This window comes from Caulobacter sp. GW821-FHT12F03, from assembly GCF_058806855.1.
The window spans coordinates 488372-503713 of sequence record NZ_JBXAQC010000003.1 but is presented as its reverse complement, the minus strand read 5'-3'; the positions used below and the strand labels follow the sequence as shown (position 1 = coordinate 503713).

27 protein-coding genes are annotated in these 15342 nt (G+C 66.7%); 26 read left to right on the top strand and 1 reads right to left on the bottom strand.

All coding sequences use genetic code 11. The annotated features are described in order from the left end of the window. The 5 genes from AC1RN0_RS11180 to AC1RN0_RS11160 all read left to right on the top strand — a co-directional run. The coding region (locus AC1RN0_RS11180; RefSeq protein ID WP_492787499.1) for an EF-Tu C-terminal domain-related protein at positions 1-333 on the top strand (333 nt) is incomplete at its 5' end. A 402-nt stretch (positions 334-735) separates the two neighbouring features. Next, on the top strand, positions 736-1545 hold the full coding sequence (locus AC1RN0_RS11175; RefSeq protein ID WP_492787498.1) for a hypothetical protein: 810 nt from the start codon (positions 736-738) through the stop codon (positions 1543-1545). A 4-nt stretch (positions 1546-1549) separates the two neighbouring features. Then, positions 1550-2167, top strand: coding sequence for a hypothetical protein (locus AC1RN0_RS11170; RefSeq protein ID WP_492787497.1), 618 nt, complete (start codon positions 1550-1552; stop codon positions 2165-2167). Between the two features lie 309 nt (positions 2168-2476). Then, positions 2477-3064 (top strand): MmyB family transcriptional regulator, encoded by a 588-nt coding sequence (locus AC1RN0_RS11165; RefSeq protein ID WP_492787496.1) that lies wholly within the window; start codon positions 2477-2479, stop codon positions 3062-3064. 243 nt (positions 3065-3307) lie between these two features. After that, on the top strand, positions 3308-4156 hold the full coding sequence (locus AC1RN0_RS11160) for a GIN domain-containing protein (RefSeq protein WP_492787495.1): 849 nt from the start codon (positions 3308-3310) through the stop codon (positions 4154-4156). A gap of 367 nt (positions 4157-4523) precedes the next feature. Here the strand turns inward: AC1RN0_RS11160 and AC1RN0_RS11155 are convergent, their stop codons facing one another. Continuing rightward, on the bottom strand, positions 4524-5279 hold the full coding sequence (locus tag AC1RN0_RS11155; protein WP_492787494.1) for an outer membrane protein: 756 nt from the start codon (positions 5277-5279) through the stop codon (positions 4524-4526). Positions 5280-5805: 526 nt separating this feature from the next. Between AC1RN0_RS11155 and rpsJ the strand changes: the two genes are divergently transcribed. The 21 genes from rpsJ to rplO all read left to right on the top strand — a co-directional run bounded on the left by rpsJ (position 5806) and on the right by rplO (position 15280). Further along, entirely contained in the window at positions 5806-6114 is a 309-nt protein-coding gene (rpsJ, locus tag AC1RN0_RS11150; RefSeq protein WP_004616952.1) for a 30S ribosomal protein S10, read from the top strand. Positions 6115-6127: 13 nt separating this feature from the next. Then, a complete protein-coding gene (rplC, locus tag AC1RN0_RS11145; protein WP_492787493.1) occupies positions 6128-6907 on the top strand; it encodes a 50S ribosomal protein L3 in 780 nt (259 codons plus the stop codon). Continuing rightward, on the top strand, positions 6907-7545 hold the full coding sequence (rplD, locus tag AC1RN0_RS11140; protein ID WP_492787492.1) for a 50S ribosomal protein L4: 639 nt from the start codon (positions 6907-6909) through the stop codon (positions 7543-7545). Before rplC ends, rplD begins: the two co-directional genes overlap by 1 nt. Beyond that, a complete protein-coding gene (locus AC1RN0_RS11135; RefSeq protein ID WP_488901168.1) occupies positions 7545-7841 on the top strand; it encodes a 50S ribosomal protein L23 in 297 nt (98 codons plus the stop codon). Before rplD ends, AC1RN0_RS11135 begins: the two co-directional genes overlap by 1 nt. A 3-nt stretch (positions 7842-7844) precedes the next feature. Then, positions 7845-8684 (top strand): 50S ribosomal protein L2, encoded by an 840-nt coding sequence (gene rplB / locus AC1RN0_RS11130; protein ID WP_492787491.1) that lies wholly within the window; start codon positions 7845-7847, stop codon positions 8682-8684. Positions 8685-8687: 3 nt separating this feature from the next. After that, positions 8688-8966 (top strand): 30S ribosomal protein S19, encoded by a 279-nt coding sequence (gene rpsS, locus AC1RN0_RS11125; protein WP_492787490.1) that lies wholly within the window; start codon positions 8688-8690, stop codon positions 8964-8966. A gap of 1 nt (position 8967) precedes the next feature. Continuing rightward, complete coding sequence (gene rplV, locus AC1RN0_RS11120; RefSeq protein ID WP_488901165.1) at positions 8968-9348, top strand: 50S ribosomal protein L22; 381 nt, start codon at positions 8968-8970, stop codon at positions 9346-9348. Next, positions 9348-10106: a 30S ribosomal protein S3 gene (rpsC, locus tag AC1RN0_RS11115; protein WP_488901164.1), complete on the top strand. Its 759-nt coding sequence runs from the start codon at positions 9348-9350 to the stop codon at positions 10104-10106. The genes rplV and rpsC overlap by 1 nt, the downstream gene beginning before the upstream one ends. A gap of 5 nt (positions 10107-10111) precedes the next feature. Further along, positions 10112-10543 carry a 50S ribosomal protein L16 gene (rplP, locus tag AC1RN0_RS11110; RefSeq protein WP_488901163.1) on the top strand — a complete coding sequence of 144 codons (432 nt, stop codon included), beginning with the start codon at positions 10112-10114 and terminating at the stop codon, positions 10541-10543. 1 nt (position 10544) lies between these two features. Beyond that, a complete protein-coding gene (rpmC, locus tag AC1RN0_RS11105) occupies positions 10545-10736 on the top strand; it encodes a 50S ribosomal protein L29 (RefSeq protein ID WP_488901162.1) in 192 nt (63 codons plus the stop codon). Positions 10737-10745: 9 nt separating this feature from the next. Then, positions 10746-10985, top strand: a complete 240-nt coding sequence (rpsQ, locus tag AC1RN0_RS11100) for a 30S ribosomal protein S17 (protein WP_488901161.1) — start codon at positions 10746-10748, stop codon at positions 10983-10985. 20 nt (positions 10986-11005) lie between these two features. After that, the gene (rplN, locus tag AC1RN0_RS11095) at positions 11006-11374 is read left to right on the top strand and encodes a 50S ribosomal protein L14 (RefSeq protein WP_487298383.1); all 369 of its coding nucleotides are present in this window, start codon (positions 11006-11008) and stop codon (positions 11372-11374) included. Continuing rightward, on the top strand, positions 11374-11688 hold the full coding sequence (rplX, locus tag AC1RN0_RS11090; protein ID WP_492787489.1) for a 50S ribosomal protein L24: 315 nt from the start codon (positions 11374-11376) through the stop codon (positions 11686-11688). The genes rplN and rplX overlap by 1 nt, the downstream gene beginning before the upstream one ends. Then, positions 11681-12238, top strand: coding sequence for a 50S ribosomal protein L5 (gene rplE / locus AC1RN0_RS11085; RefSeq protein ID WP_488901159.1), 558 nt, complete (start codon positions 11681-11683; stop codon positions 12236-12238). The genes rplX and rplE overlap by 8 nt, the downstream gene beginning before the upstream one ends. A 21-nt stretch (positions 12239-12259) precedes the next feature. After that, the gene (gene rpsN / locus AC1RN0_RS11080; RefSeq protein WP_488901158.1) at positions 12260-12565 is read left to right on the top strand and encodes a 30S ribosomal protein S14; all 306 of its coding nucleotides are present in this window, start codon (positions 12260-12262) and stop codon (positions 12563-12565) included. A gap of 15 nt (positions 12566-12580) precedes the next feature. After that, positions 12581-12976: a 30S ribosomal protein S8 gene (rpsH, locus tag AC1RN0_RS11075; RefSeq protein WP_488901157.1), complete on the top strand. Its 396-nt coding sequence runs from the start codon at positions 12581-12583 to the stop codon at positions 12974-12976. Position 12977: 1 nt separating this feature from the next. Further along, the gene (gene rplF / locus AC1RN0_RS11070) at positions 12978-13511 is read left to right on the top strand and encodes a 50S ribosomal protein L6 (protein ID WP_492787488.1); all 534 of its coding nucleotides are present in this window, start codon (positions 12978-12980) and stop codon (positions 13509-13511) included. Between the two features lie 2 nt (positions 13512-13513). Then, positions 13514-13870: a 50S ribosomal protein L18 gene (rplR, locus tag AC1RN0_RS11065; RefSeq protein ID WP_492787487.1), complete on the top strand. Its 357-nt coding sequence runs from the start codon at positions 13514-13516 to the stop codon at positions 13868-13870. A 13-nt stretch (positions 13871-13883) separates the two neighbouring features. Then, positions 13884-14492, top strand: coding sequence for a 30S ribosomal protein S5 (gene rpsE, locus AC1RN0_RS11060; RefSeq protein WP_492343366.1), 609 nt, complete (start codon positions 13884-13886; stop codon positions 14490-14492). A gap of 2 nt (positions 14493-14494) precedes the next feature. Next, a complete protein-coding gene (gene rpmD, locus AC1RN0_RS11055) occupies positions 14495-14680 on the top strand; it encodes a 50S ribosomal protein L30 (protein ID WP_492787486.1) in 186 nt (61 codons plus the stop codon). Between the two features lie 114 nt (positions 14681-14794). Further along, positions 14795-15280 carry a 50S ribosomal protein L15 gene (gene rplO, locus AC1RN0_RS11050; protein WP_492787485.1) on the top strand — a complete coding sequence of 162 codons (486 nt, stop codon included), beginning with the start codon at positions 14795-14797 and terminating at the stop codon, positions 15278-15280. Positions 15281-15342 lie beyond the last annotated feature (62 nt).

Genomic DNA, 15342 nt, shown 5'->3' with positions numbered 1-15342 from the left:
GAAGACGTCGAACGCGGCCAGGTGCTCTGCAAGCCCGGCTCGATCACGCCGCACACCAAGTTCACGGCCGAGGCCTATATCCTGACCAAGGACGAAGGCGGTCGTCACACGCCGTTCTTCACCAACTACCGCCCGCAGTTCTACTTCCGCACGACGGACGTGACCGGGATCATCAAGCTGCGCGAAGGCGTGGAAATGATCATGCCGGGCGACAACGCCGAGCTGGACGTCGAGCTGATCACCCCGATCGCCATGGACGCGGGCCTGCGCTTCGCCATCCGTGAAGGCGGCCGCACCGTCGGCGCCGGCGTCGTCGCCAAGATCGTCGAGTAGTCACTCCACGATCAGCGACATCGCTGACGAAAGATCAGGCCCTCCGGTGGAAACACCGGGGGGCTTTTTCTTTGGCGGTGATGTTGTGGCGAGCCGCGGGGCGGCGAGTGTCCGCTTCCGACCCGTTGGGGACGCTCACCAGGTCGGCTCCAGGTGACATCACGTCGATCGTCGTATGGACGCAGACTGCGCAGTCCACACGGGCGCCCGCGCACCGCCCTCCAATCGAGAGGGGGGCGCACGTCGCGCCACAATTGTGCTCGTCGGGTCGCTCTGGTAGCAAGCTTGACCTGAGTGCCAGTCTTGGGGGGACTGATGATCCGGATGCAGTTGCGCGGCGTATGCGCCGCAGTCTTGATGTTGTGCGCCGCGCTGCCCGCGCAGGCCGCCCCGAAACCCCTGATGTACGTCCTGCCGGAGGCGGCCCGCCCGGTCGCCGGCGGCCGCGCCGTCCAGGTCAGCGTCGGTCAGGCCGAGCTTGGGTCGAACATCAACTCCACCCTTGGCTTCGCTATGGTGGCCGGCGGCGCGGTCGGCGTGCTCATCGAGGCCGGGGTCGGAGCTGACCGCGCCCAGCGCGCCCAGCTCGGCATCACCCCCATCCGTCGCGGCCTGATGGACTTTGACGCCGACCAGCTGGCCATCGACAGCACAAAGGCCGCCCTGGCCGCCATGCCCTGGCTCGAAGGCCAGGAACCGGCCTTCAGCCGCGACGCCACCCTGTTCGGCAAGAACGACTTTCTCACCGCCGCCGCGACCAGTCAGGTGGCCTATTTCACCTATGTCTACGACATGGCGCCCGACTTCTCGTCGGTGAATGTCAGCGTCGGCATCGCCATCGCAAACAAGGCGCAGACCAGGAAGGGCCAGCCTTTCACCCGGCTCCTCGACAAGAACCTGGTCTACGGCCAGCGGGTCAGCAGCGTCGTGCGCCTCGCCAACCCCACCACGCCGGTCGAGAACGCCCGGCGCTGGGCGGCCAACGACAGCGCCCTGGCGAAGAAGGCGCTCGCTCTCGCCTTCACCAGGGCCGGCGATCTCATTCCGCGCGCCCTTACCCTCACCGACGCCGATGTGGCCCGTTTCAACGCCGCGGAACGCAGGACCATCGGCCCCCTCGGCGGCAGGCCGATGGAAGAGGGCGACGGTGAAGTTCTGCTGTTCAACCCCCTCCCCATGGGCCTCGTCCATGTCCAGACCCTTCAGGAATAGCGGCATGCGCAGCGCTCCCATCCTCGCCACCGCAGCGCTGGCCGCGAGCCTGCTGACCGTTGGCTCCGCCGCCGCCGCAATCGGAGAGGCCAAGCTCCTTGGACCGCTCTACGTCGAGCCGGCGGCCGCCGCAGACGCCGCTACCCCGTCCACCGCCGGCGGCTGCGCCGTCCAGATCGAGCTCACCGACCCCCGCCGCGACCCCCAGATCGTGGGAGCCTTCGGCGTCGCGCTCCGTGCGCCGGAGGACCGCGAGGCCTGGCTGCGCTCGGTGTTTGACGTTGGCCTCAAGGCCCGCGGTTTTACGCCCAGCTTCGCGCCGGCCGGCGGCGCTCCCGACCCCGCCGTGGTCACGGCCCGCATCCGGATTCAGGTGATCTGGATCGGCGCCCAGCAGATGAACAAGGTCGGCAGCGTCGTCCTGCGCGGCGTCCTTGCGGCTCCAGGCGCGCCCCCCGGACCGGAAGCGGTCTATCGCGGTGACAAGACGGCGGTGAACATGTGGGGCTCCACCAAGGAGTTCAACGATCACGCCAACGCCGTCTTCGCCCTCGCTCTCGACGACCTGGCCGAAGATCTCCGTCCTCTCTGCGCGGTCCCGCCGCCCGCAAGGGCGGCGTAAGCGCGGGCTCCAGGCCGCCAGGGGCGACGCTCAAGGCGATACGGGTCCGCGTCTTCATTGGCTCGGGCGACCATGTCTGCGTCCGCCTTCGACCCATGGCGGCCCCTCAAGGCGGCCGCTTCGACGCTGCCAGGACATGCACTTCAGGGCCTGTCCCCCCCTCTTGGTCGACACCCCGCCGTCAATCTCCTGCAGGCCAGCGCGGCGGTCTCTCCAGCCTGGTCAAGGGCCGCTGGTGGTCACCTGGAGGCCAGCCGCCCTTTGCCGGATCCCGCGAACCACGCCAGTCTCCCCGCGTGAGGAACCTCCGTGCCAGACGCCCCCATATATAAAGAGACTGATCTCTCCGCCCCGGCGATGGCCCAGGTCCGCCGGGCGATCACCCTGGTGCTGACGCGGCATGAGCCGTGGCCGGCCTTCGTGCTCGAGCGCGACTGGACGGTGCTGGCGGCCAACGATGCAGGCCAGCGGCTGGTGCGGTTGATGCTCGGCGAGAGCCGCATGGGCCGGCCGATGAACCTGATGACGCTGTTCCTCGCGCCGGACGAGCTGCGCCGGCACATTATAAACTGGCCGGCCTTCGCGGGCGCCATGCTGCGACGGGCGTCGATCGAGGCGGCGGCGGCGCCCGACGACCCGGCGGTGCAGGCCGCCTGGGGCGCGCTGCTGGCCCTGCCGGATGTCGCTGGCCTGTTGATGGCCGATCCGGCGCCGTCGCCAGAGCCCCTGTGCGAGGTGCGCTTCCGCTCCCAGAGCCGCGAGCTCGGCCTGATCCCCACGACCCTGGCCTTCGCCACTCCCGCCGATCCCGCCCTGGCCGACCTGCGCGTCGAGGCCTTCCTGCCGTCGGACGACGAGTCCGAGACGCTGCTGCTGGCGCTGGCCGGGGGCGGGTAGGGCGTAGGGGGTAGGGAGTAGGGAGTAGGGAGTAGGGAGTAGGGAGCAGGGAGCAGGGGCTAGGGGCAAGGGGCTAGCAGGGCGCCGCTTACGCCGCACCTCATCTGTTTACGCCCTACTCCCCAGCCCCTGGCCCCCCGGCCCCCCCAAACATGACCACCCTGTCATGACCCCGAATTAAGCTGCCTCGCGCGTGCGACGGGCCTAGCGTTTGGCCATCAGCCTTTCTGGGGAGACCTGCCAATGCGCGCCATTCTGACAGCCGGGGCCGCCGTCGCCGCCCTTCTGGGGGCCACCGCCGCCCAGGCCGCGTCCGTCGAGTTCAAGGACGCGGTCGCCCGCGTCGTCGTCATTCCGGAAAACCGGAGCGACGTGAAGGTCGAGTTCCTGACCACCAGCCCGGGCCTGCCGCTGACCGTCCACGTCGAGGGCGACAAGACGGTCATCGACGGCGACCTGGGCCGTGGCGCGATCCACAGCTGCCGCTCGATCAACGGCGAGACGACCGTGCGGGTGAAGGGCAAGAGCTTCGGCTGGGACGCCATCCCGCAGGTGGTGGTCCGCGTGCCGATGGCCGCCAGCGTCGCCGGCGGCGGCGCGGTGTTCGGCAGCATCGGCCGCACCGACAGCCTGACCCTGTCCAACGCCGGCTGCGGCGACTGGACGGTGGCCAACGTCGCCGGCGAGTTGAAGATCAACCTCGCCGGGTCCGGCGACACCACCGTCGGCACGGCCGGCGCGACGGCGATCAATATCGCCGGCTCGGGCGACGTGAAGACCGCCGGCGTCGGCGCGCTGTCGGTCAACATCGCCGGCTCCGGCGATGTCGAGACGGCCGCGGTCAACGGTCCGTTCAGCGCCAACATCATGGGCTCGGGCGACGTGAAGGTGCGCGGCGGCGCCGTGGACGCCGCCTCTGTCTCGATCGCCGGTTCGGGCGACGTGACCCTCATGGCTCCGGCCCGCAGTCTCGACGCCCGCGTGGCCGGCTCGGGCGACGTGCGCGTGGTCAGCGTATCGGGCCCGGTCAGCAAGAAGGTCGCCGGCTCCGGCGACGTGACGATCGGCCCGATCGAGGACGACGCCGACTGACGCGACACCCCCCGAACAGGGGATACGGCCCGCGCCGGCCCACCCTAGGGTGCGCCGGTGCGGAACTCCCCGGCTGGTCCGTGTCTTCGTCGTTCACGGACGAGCCGGGCGCGGGTTCGCCCGCCTCTGGCCGGCGCTGTCCCTCCAAGGGCGCCGGCTTGCAGGAGTTCCGCCGCCCTGGGGGGATCCGCAATACAAGAAGGCCCCGGAGTCTGAACTCCGGGGCCTTTGTCGCGGCCGCTCAACTGGGGGGAGGGAGCGGCCGGCGGGTGTCGCCGGAAAAGCGGTGACACCCCAAGCTAGACGAATCCGCCGGCGCGAAATTGTCCTGCATCAAACAGGACGGAAATCCGCGCCGGCGATCGGCCTATTGCAGGGCGCCGAACAGCGCCGAGGCGCCGCCCAGGTCCGCGCCCGAACGGTCGCGGGCCTTCAGGTCGCCGCCGAAGCCGAACCGCAGGCCGATCTTCACGGTGTCGGCGGTCAGGTCCAGGTCGTTGGCGTCGGTGTGGTCCACGCCGCCGAACACGCTCCAGGGCGTGCCGGCGAACTGGTACTCACCGCCCGCGCCGATGGTCCACAGGTCGGCGTCGCCGCCCGTGCCGTCGATCCGGGCCACGCCCACGCCGGCGTTGAGGCGGAAGGTGTCGCTGACGAAGTAGCGCACGTCGCCGCGCGCGCCCCACAGGTCGGCGTCGAGGCCGTCGACCTTGCCGTAGCCGGCGGTGCCGACGAGCGTCACGTTGCCGATGTGCTTCTGGGCGACGCCGCCGACGGCCCACAGGGTCTCGCTGGACACTTCGCTGGCGCCGACGAAGCCGCCGGCGCGCCAGTCGGAACCGGCATAGGTCAGGGCGGCGTTGCCCGAGGCGGTCGTGTCGTCACCGATGCCGTTGTCGGTGGTGACGGCGGCGGCGCCGAGGGTCACGGTCCAGTTCGGCGCGGTCTGCAGCGCGACCGAGCCGTCGAGGGTGTAGGCTTCGCCGTCGCCGCTGAACGGGCCGAGGTCGAGTTCGGTGTGGGCGGCGGACAGGCCGACCGAGCCGACGGCGTCGGCGGCGAAGGCCGGGGCGGAAATGGCGACGGCCGCGACGGCCGCGGTGACGAACAGGTGGAGTTTCATAGGTGGGTATCCCCTTGCTTGGTGACCCGTCGGCGTCTTCGGCCGATCGGGGAGGGCGCATCTATTTGCGCCGCGCCGCCGCCGCAAGGGTTGCAGCCGAAGATAACTTCGAATTAATCGCGAGCCGCCTGCAGCATCGCTGAAAGGCCCGCGCGCGCCCGTGCGAGGGGGGCGTTCGTCCGATCGGGACCGAATATCCGGCCCGACTCCGAGAAACCCCGCGCGGAACCGCCTTGCTGGCTTGACCTTCGCGAGTCGCTGCCGTAATACCCGCCGCTCTGTTGGACCGGCAGTGCACTTCGGTGCAGACGCGGCCCGCGGAACGAACCGGCCTATGGCTTTCCATCAAAGGAAAATCGCGGTTGGGGAGCAGGTCCTAGCGGATGTCCGCTTGGACCACTTTCGTTTTTGCGGACTGGCGTTGTCCGACCCATCCCCTCGGGGGTGACGTCGGGTTGGTCTTTGAAATGGTTTGAAGCACGCGGGCGCCACCCACTCAGGTCGCCCTTTGGGAAACACGAGCGATATGGATCGTCAGAACATCCGCATCCGGCTCAAGGCCTTCGATCACCGCGTGCTGGATCATTCCACACGCGAGATCGTGAATACGGCCAAGCGCACGGGCGCCACCGTCAGGGGGCCGATCCCCCTGCCCACGCTCATCGAGAAATTCACCGTCAACCGCTCGCCGCACGTCGACAAGAAGTCGCGCGAGCAGTTCGAAATCCGCACGCACAAGCGCGTGCTGGATATCGTCGACCCCACCCCGCAGACCGTGGACGCGCTGATGAAGCTCGACCTGTCCGCCGGCGTGGACGTCGAGATCAAGCTGTAGGGAGCCGACAGCCATGACTCTCCCCGCACAACGCACCGGTGTTCTCGCCAGGAAGCTGGGCATGACCCGCTTCTTCGATGAAACCGGACAGCACGTTCCGGTCACTGTCCTCAGCCTCGACGGCTGCCAGGTGACGGCCCAGCGCACCGTTGAGAAGGACGGCTACACCGCCCTCCAGCTCGGCGCCGGCGCCAAGAAGGCCAAGAACACGCCCAACGGCATGCGCGGCCACTTCGCCAAGGCTCAGGTCGAGCCCAAGCGGGTCGTCGCCGAGTTCCGCATCGAAGAAGGCGCGATGATCGATGTCGGCGCCGAATTCACCGCCGACCACTATGTCGCCGGTCAGAAGGTCGACATCACCGGCACCACGGTCGGTAAGGGTTTCGCCGGCGCCATGAAGCGCTGGAACTTCGGCGGCATGCGCGCCACGCACGGCGTCTCGGTCTCGCACCGGGCGCACGGTTCGACCGGCCAGCGCCAGGACCCGGGCAAGACCTTCGCCGGCAAGAAGATGGCGGGTCACCTGGGTCAGGAAACCGTCACCACCATGAACCTCACGGTCTGGAAGGTGGACGTCGAGCGCGGCCTGATCCTGATCAAGGGCGCCGTCCCCGGCGCCGAAGGCTCCTATGTGAAGGTGCGCGACGCGATCAAGAAGGCGGCTCCGGCCGACCTGCCGCGTCCGGGCGCCTTCCGCAAGTCGGGCGAGGCGGCTGCCGCCGCCGCGCCGGCCGAGGAGCCCGAGGCCACCGAGGCCGCGGCCCCCGAAGCCACGCAAGAGGGCGCTGAATAATGAAACTCGACGTCATCAAGCTTGACGGCGCCAAGGCCGGTTCGGTCGATCTCGACGACGCCATCTTCGGCATCGACGAGATCCGCGGGGACATCCTTCAGCGCGTCGTCACCTGGCAGCTGGCCAAGCGCCGCTCCGGGAACCACAAGATTCAGGTCCGCAACGAGGTCTCTCGTACGGGCAAGAAGATGTACAAGCAGAAGGGCACCGGCGGCGCCCGTCACGGTTCGCGCCGTGCGGCCCAGTTCGTCGGCGGCGCCAAGGCGCACGGCCCGGTCGTCCGCAGCCACGAGTTTGGCCTGAACAAGAAGATCCGCGCCATGGCCCTGCGCCACGCGCTGTCTTCCAAGGCCAAGTCGGGTTCGCTGGTCGTCCTGGACTCCGCCGAGCTGACCGATCCGAAGACGGCCGGTCTGCGCGCCACCCTGGACAAGATGGGCCTCAAGAACGCCCTGATCATCGCCGGGCCGGAAGTGAACGCCAATTTCAAGCTGGCGGCTCGCAACATTCCGAACATCGATGTGCTGCCGAACGCCGGCCTGAACGTCTATGACGTGCTGCGCCGCGGGACCCTGGTCCTGACCAAGTCGGCCATCGAAGGCATCTCGGCTCGCTTCGCTCAGAAGGAAGCCGCGTAATGACCGCAACCGCTCGCCATTACGACACCATCCTCGCCCCGGTGATCACCGAAAAGGCGACCTATCTGTCTGAACAGAACAAGGTCGTCTTCCGGGTCGCCGACGACGCGACGAAGGACGAGATCGCCGCCGCGGTCGAAGCGCTGTTCAAGGTCAAGGTGACCAAGGTCAACACCCTGAACGTCAAGGGCAAGACTAAGCGCTTCCGCGGTCGCGTCGGACATCGGTCCGACGTCAAGAAAGCCATCGTGACGCTGGCCGACGGCCAGTCGATCGACATCACGACGGGGCTCTAAGAGATGGCTCTGAAGCATTACAATCCGACGTCTCCCGGTCGCCGCAGCCTGGTGCTGATCGACCGCAGCGAGCTCCACAAGGGCCGCCCGGAGAAGTCGCTCGTTGAAGGCCTGACCAAGTCGGGCGGCCGTGGCGGTGGTGGCCGTATCGCGGTCCGCTTCCGCGGCGGCGGCGCCAAGCGTCTGTACCGCATGGTCGACTTCAAGCGTCGCAAGTTCGACGTGGTCGGCACGGTCCAGCGTCTGGAGTACGATCCGAACCGGACGGCCTTCATCGCCCTGATCAAGTACGCCGACGGCGAACTGGCCTACATCCTGGCTCCGCAGCGCCTCAAGGTCGGGGACGAAATCCTCGCCTCGGAAAAGGTCGACGTGAAGCCGGGCAACGCCGCGCCGCTGAGCGGTCTGCCGATCGGCACGATCATTCACAACGTCGAGCTGAAGCCCCTCAAGGGCGGCCAGCTGGCCCGCTCGGCCGGTGCCTACGCCCAACTGGTGGGTCGTGACGGCGGCTACGCCCAGATCCGTCTGGGTTCGGGCGAGCTGCGCATGGTGCAGGACACCTGCATGGCCACGGTCGGCGCCGTCTCCAACCAGGACCATATGAACCAGGTTCTGGGCAAGGCCGGCCGCGTCCGCCACATGGGCTTCCGTCCGCACGTTCGCGGCGTGGCCATGAACCCGGTCGACCACCCCCACGGCGGCGGCGAAGGCCGCACCTCCGGTGGTCGCCACCCGGTGACCCCGGCCGGCAAGCCGACCAAGGGCGCCAAGACCCGCACCAACAAGGCCACGGATAAGTTCATTATCCGGTCGCGCCATAAAGCGAAGAAGGGCCGTTAAGCCATGACACGCTCAGTCTGGAAGGGCCCGTTCGTCGACGGTTACCTGCTGAAGAAGGCAGAGACCGCGCAGAACAGCGGCCGCAAGGATGTGATCAAGACCTGGTCGCGCCGCTCGACCATCATGCCGCAGTTCGTCGGCCTGGTGTTCGGCGTTCACAACGGTCTCAAGCACGTGCCGGTTTCCGTGTCGGAAGACATGGTCGGCCACAAGCTCGGCGAATTCGCTCCGACGCGGAACTTCCCGGGTCACGCGGCCGACAAGAAGGCCAAGAGGAAGTAGCATGTCGAAGAAAGCGAAAGCCCGTCGACTGCCAGGAACTGAGGTTCAGGCCAAGCTGCGCACGCTGCGCACCTCGGCCCGGAAGCTCAACCTCGTGGCCCAGTCGATCCGCGGCCTGAAGGTGCAACGGGCGCTGAACGAACTCGAGTTCAGCCACAAGCGCATCGCCAAGGACGTCCGCAAGGCGCTCTACAGCGCCATCTCGAACGCCGAGAACAACCACAACCTCGACATCGACTCGCTCGTCGTGTCGGAGGCCTTCGTGGGCAAGAACCTCGTGATGAAGCGTTTCTCCGCCCGCGCGCGGGGTCGCTCGTCGCGCATCGAGAAACCGTTCAGCGAACTCACCATCGTGGTCCGCGAACTGGGTGAGGCTGCCTGATGGGTCAGAAAGTCAATCCGGTCGGGCTTCGGCTCGGCATCAACCGCACCTGGGACAGCCGCTGGTTCGCCGACGGCAAGGAATACGGTCGCCTTCTGCACGAGGACATCAAGGTCCGTCGTGAACTGAAGAAGCGCCTGTACCAGGCCGGCATTTCGCGGATCATCATCGAGCGTCCGCACAAGAAGTGCCGTGTCACCATCTATGCCGCGCGCCCCGGCGTGATCATCGGCAAGAAGGGTGCGGACATCGACAAGCTGCGCAAGGACATCGCGTCCATGGTCGGCGTCGAGGTTCACCTGAACATCGTCGAGATCCGCAAGCCCGAGACCGACGCCCAGCTGGTGGCCGAGAACATCGCCCAGCAGCTCGAGCGCCGCGTCGCCTTCCGTCGCGCCATGAAGCGCACCATGCAGTCGACCATGCGTCTGGGCGCCAAGGGCGTCCGGATCAACGTTTCGGGTCGTCTGGGCGGTGCGGAAATCGCGCGCATGGAATGGTACCGCGAAGGTCGCGTGCCGCTGCACACCCTGCGGGCGGACATCGACTACGGCTTCGCTGAAGCCAAGACCACCTACGGCATCATCGGCGTGAAGACCTGGATCTTCAAAGGCGAAGTGCTGGACCACGATCCCATGGCGCTGGACAAGCGCCTGGCCACTGAATCCGGCCCCGCCGGCGAAGGTGGTGGACGTGACCGTGACGATCGCGGACCCCGCGGCCCGCGCCGCGACCGCGGTCGTGGAGCTGAGGCGTAACAGTCATGCTGTCACCTAAGAAAACCAAGTACCGGAAGGCCTTCAAGGGCCGGATCCACGGGACCGCCAAGGGCGGCACCCTGCTTAACTTCGGCTCCTACGGCCTCAAGGCCGTCGAACCCGAGCGCATCACGGCGCGTCAGATCGAAGCGGCTCGCCGCGCGATCACGCGTCACATGAAGCGCCAGGGCCGCGTCTGGATCCGTATCTTCCCGGACCTGCCGGTCACCGACAAGCCGGCCGAAGTGCGGATGGGTAAGGGCAAGGGCGCCGTCGACTACTGGGCCGCTCGTGTTCACCCCGGCCGCATCATGTTCGAGATCGACGGCGTCGCCGACGATATCGCCCGTGACGCGCTCAAGCTCGGCGCCGCCAAGCTGCCGATCAAGACGCGCATCGTGTCCCGCATCGATAGCGGCGTGGCCGCGGAGCACTGAGATGAAGATCGATGAAGTTCGGGGCTTTACGCCCGACCAGCTGGCCGAAGCCCTGCTGAACCTGAAGAAGGAGCAGTTCAACCTGCGCTTCCAGGCGGCGACGGGCCAGGTCGAAAAGACCCACCGCGTGAACGAGATCCGCAAGGACATCGCGCGGATCAAGACCGTGTTGCGCGCCAAGAAGGCCGCGTAGGAGACCGATATGCCCAAACGTATTCTTGAAGGCGTGGTCGTCTCCGACAAGGGCGACAAGACGGTGGTGGTCAAGGTGGAACGCACGTTCCTCCACCCGCTGCTGAAGAAGACCGTGCGCCGGTCCAAGAAGTATCATGCTCACGACGAAGCCAACGCCCACAAGGCCGGCGAGATCGTCAAGATCGTCGAGTGCGCGCCCAAGTCCAAACTGAAGACCTGGGAAGTCCTTCCCAAGGCCGTCAGCTAGTTTCTGGAAGGTATTGAACCATGATCCAGATGCAAACTAACCTGGAAGTCGCCGATAATTCGGGCGCACGCCGGGTCATGTGCATCAAGGTGCTTGGCGGCGCCAAGCGCCGCTACGCGCACGTCGGGGACAAGATCGTTGTCTCCGTGAAGGAAGCCATTCCGCGCGGCCGCGTGAAGAAGGGCGATGTGCTGCAAGCCATCGTCGTTCGCACGTCCTCGGCCATCAAGCGCAAGGACGGCTCGGTCATCCGCTTCGACAAGAACGCGGCCGTGATCGTCAACAAGCAGGCGGAGCCGATCGGCACGCGGATCTTTGGCCCGGTTCCCCGTGAACTGCGCGCGAAGAACCACATGAAGATCATCTCCCTCGCGCCGGAGGTGCTGTAATGGCTGCCAAGATCAAGAAGGGCGACCGGGTCGTCCTCCTCACCGGCAAGGACAAGGGCAAGTCCGGCAACGTCGTGCGCGTGCTTCCGAAGGAAGAGCGCGTCGTCGTCGGCGGCCTGAACATGGTCCAGCGCCACACCAAGCCGACCCAGGCGGACCCGCAGGGCGGCATCAAGCACAAGGAAGCGCCGGTGCACGTCTCGAACGTCGCCATCGTCGATTCCAACGGTAAACCCACCCGCGTCGGCTTCCGCATGGACGGCGACAAGAAGGTGCGTTTTGCCAAGACCACGGGCGAGGCGATCAATGGCTGATCAAGCTTACGAACCCCGGATGAAGACCATTTATCGTGAGCGCATCCGCGCCACGATGAAGGAACAGTTCGGCTATTCCAACGAGATGCAGGTTCCCAAGCTGGACAAGATCGTCCTGAACATGGGCATCGGCGAAGCGGTTGCGGACTCCAAGAAGGCGGTCACGGCGATGAAGGACCTGGCGGCGATCGCCGGTCAGAAGCCCGTCGCCACCAAGGCCCGCCTGTCCGTCGCCCAGTTCAAGATCCGGGAAGGCATGACCATCGGCGCCAAGGTCACCCTGCGCGCCGACCGCATGTATGAATTCCTCGATCGCCTGATCACCATCGCCCTTCCGCGGGTGAAGGACTTCCGGGGTCTCAAGCCGACCTCCTTCGACGGTCGTGGCAACTACGCCATGGGCCTGAAGGAACACATCGTGTTCCCGGAGATCAACTACGACCAGATCGACCAGATCTGGGGCATGGACATCATCGTCTGCACCACTGCGAAGACCGACGACGAAGCGCGCGCGCTTCTCAAGGAATTCCAGTTCCCGTTCACCGCGTAACGGACGGGAAGGAAAGAACTCATGGCCAAGAAAAGCGCCGTCAACCGTAACGAGATGGTCAAGAAGCTCGTCAAGCAGTACGCCGCCAAGCGCGCCGCGCTGAAGGCTACCGCCAACGACGAGACCCTGCCGCTCGAAGAACGTTTCGATGCCCGACTGAAGCTGGCGAAGTTGCCGCGGAATTCGGCCGCTATCCGCATCCGTAACCGGTGCGAGGTGACAGGTCGTCCGCGCGCCTACTATCGCAAGCTGAAGATGAGCCGGATCGCCCTGCGTGAGCTTGGCTCCGCCGGTCTGATCCCCGGCCTCGTCAAGTCGAGCTGGTAAGGGAGGGATCGTAAAATGGTCAACGACCCCATTGGCGATATGATCGCCCGCATTAGAAACGCCGCCATGCGCAAGCGGGCGAAAGTCTCCACCCCGGCCTCGAAGATGCGCGCGCGCGTCCTCGACGTGCTGGCCGGTGAGGGCTACATCCGCGGCTACTCGCTCGTCGAGAAGCCCGGCGCGTTCCCCGAATTCGAGATCGAGCTCAAGTATTTCGACAACGAGCCCGTGATCGTCGACATCGCCCGCGTGTCCAAGCCTGGCCGCCGGGTGTACTCCTCGATCAAGGACCTGAAGCCGATCAAGAACGGCCTCGGCATCTCGATCCTGTCGACGCCCAAGGGCGTCATGTCCGACACTGCCGCCCGCGACGCTAACGTCGGTGGCGAAGTGCTCTGCAGGGTCTACTGATATGAGCCGCATTGGAAAGAAGGCCGTGGCCGTGCCCGCAGGGGTTACCGTCACGCTCGAAGGCCAGACCGTCACGGTGAAGGGGCCCAAGGGCCAGCTCGCCTGGACGATCGCCGAAGAGATCGAGGTCAAGCAGGAGGGCGCGGAAATCACGCTCTCGCCCCGCGCCGACACCCAGCGCGCCCGGTCGATGTGGGGCCTCTCGCGCACCCTCATCGCCAACATGGTGCAGGGCGTCACGGCCGGCTTCGAGCAGACGCTCGAACTGGTCGGCGTGGGTTATCGCGCCGCGCTGAAGGGTTCCGACCTTTCGATGGCGCTGGGCTTCAGCCACGACGTCGACATCCCCGCTCCGGCCGGCATCACCTTCGCGGTGCCCAAGCAGACCGAAGTGAAGATTGTCGGCATCGACAAGCAGCTGGTCGGTGAAACCGCGGCCAAGATCCGCCGCATCCGTCCGCCGGAGCCCTACAAGGGCAAGGGTGTTCGGTATGCCGGCGAAAAGGTCCGCCGCAAGGAAGGCAAGAAGAAGTAGTCATGGCGCTCTCTCCTCGCGAATCCCATGTGCGCCGCGCCCAGCGCAACCGCACTCGCCTCCGGGCGCTCTCCAACGGCCGCCCGCGTCTGTCGGTCTTCCGTTCGAGCAAGAACATCTACGCCCAGATCATCGATGATGAGAAGGGCGTGACCCTGGCGGCCGCGTCGTCGCTGGAAGGCGAAGGCAAGACCAAGGGGGCGGACAAGGACGCCGCCGCCCTGGTTGGCAAGCTCCTCGCCGAACGCGCTATCGAAAAAGGCGTCAAGGACGTCGTCTTCGATCGCGGCGGTTACATCTATCACGGACGGATCAAGGCGCTGGCGGATGCCGCGCGTGAAGCCGGCCTGAACTTCTAAGGGAACCCAGCATATGGCTCGTGAACCCCGCAGTGGTGGTGGTGGCGGCGAAGGCCGGAACCGCCGGGACCGCAACGCCCCGACCGACGACCGCGCCGACAGCGACATCGTCGAGAAGCTGGTGCACATCAACCGCGTCGCCGCGACCGTGAAGGGTGGCCGTCGCTTCAGCTTCGCCGCCCTCATGGTGGTCGGCGACCAGAAGGGCCGCGTCGGCTACGGTCATGGCAAGGCGCGTGAAGTGCCGGAAGCCATCCGCAAGGCGACGGAAGAAGCCAAGAAGACGATGATCCGCGTTCCGCTTCGCGAATCCCGCACGCTGCACCACGACGGCAATGGCCGTTGGGGCGCCGGCAAGGTGATGGTCCGCGCGGCGCCTCCGGGCACCGGCGTCATCGCCGGCGGTCCGATGCGCGCGGTTCTCGAAACCCTCGGCGTCCAGGACGTCGTCGGCAAGTCGACCGGTTCGTCCAACCCCTACAACATGGTCCGCGCCACGTTTGAGGCGCTCAAGGCCCAGTCCTCGCCCCGCCAGATCGCCGCCAAGCGCGGCAAGAAGGTCAGCGATGTCCTGGGTCGTCGGGCCGACGGCGCTTCGGCGCCTGACTCGATCGAGGGCTAGTCATGGCTGATAAGAAAACCGTCACCGTCCGCCAGACGGCCAGCCCGCTCCGCCGCAAAGGCGACCAGCGCGCGACCCTCGCGGGCCTGGGCCTGAACAAGATCGGCCGCACCCGCGTCCTGGAAGACACCCCGTCGATCCGCGGGATGATCGCCAAGGTCGCCCACATGGTGGAAGTGGTCGACTAAACCCGCTACAGAGCGCCGCCCGTCCCGCGAACCGCAGGACGGGCGGACTCTATTTCTGCAACGCCGAGTCCGGACCTGGTCCGGGCGATTGATCTCCAAGGAGAGGCACTCAAAATGACGAAGCTCAACGAACTCGCCCCGCGCGAAGGCTCCACCAAGAACCGCATGCGCGTCGGCCGCGGCCCGGGCTCGGGCAAGGGCAAGACCGCCGGTCGCGGCGTGAAGGGCCAGAAGTCCCGCACCGGCGTCTCGATCGCCGGCTTCGAAGGCGGCCAGATGCCGCTGCACATGCGCATGCCCAAGCGCGGCTTCAACAATCCCAACGCCAAGAAGCTCGCTGAAGTGAACTTCTGGCGTCTCGAGCAGGCGATCGCCGCCGGCAAGCTCGACGCTTCGAAGGCCATCGACGGCGACGTGCTCGTCGCCGCCGGCGTCATCCGTCGCAAGCTCGACGGCATCAAGCTGCTGGGCAAGGGCGAGCTGACCTCGAAGATCGAGATCACCGTCTATCACGCCTCGGACGCCGCCAAGGCGGCGGTCGAGAAGCTCGGCGGCAAGCTGACGCTGACCCGCCCGGCCAAGGTTGAAGCCGAAGCCTGACGCAGAGAGGCGGCGCCCGGTGACAACGCCCGGCGCCGTCCCTATTTGTGACGCTCCTTAAA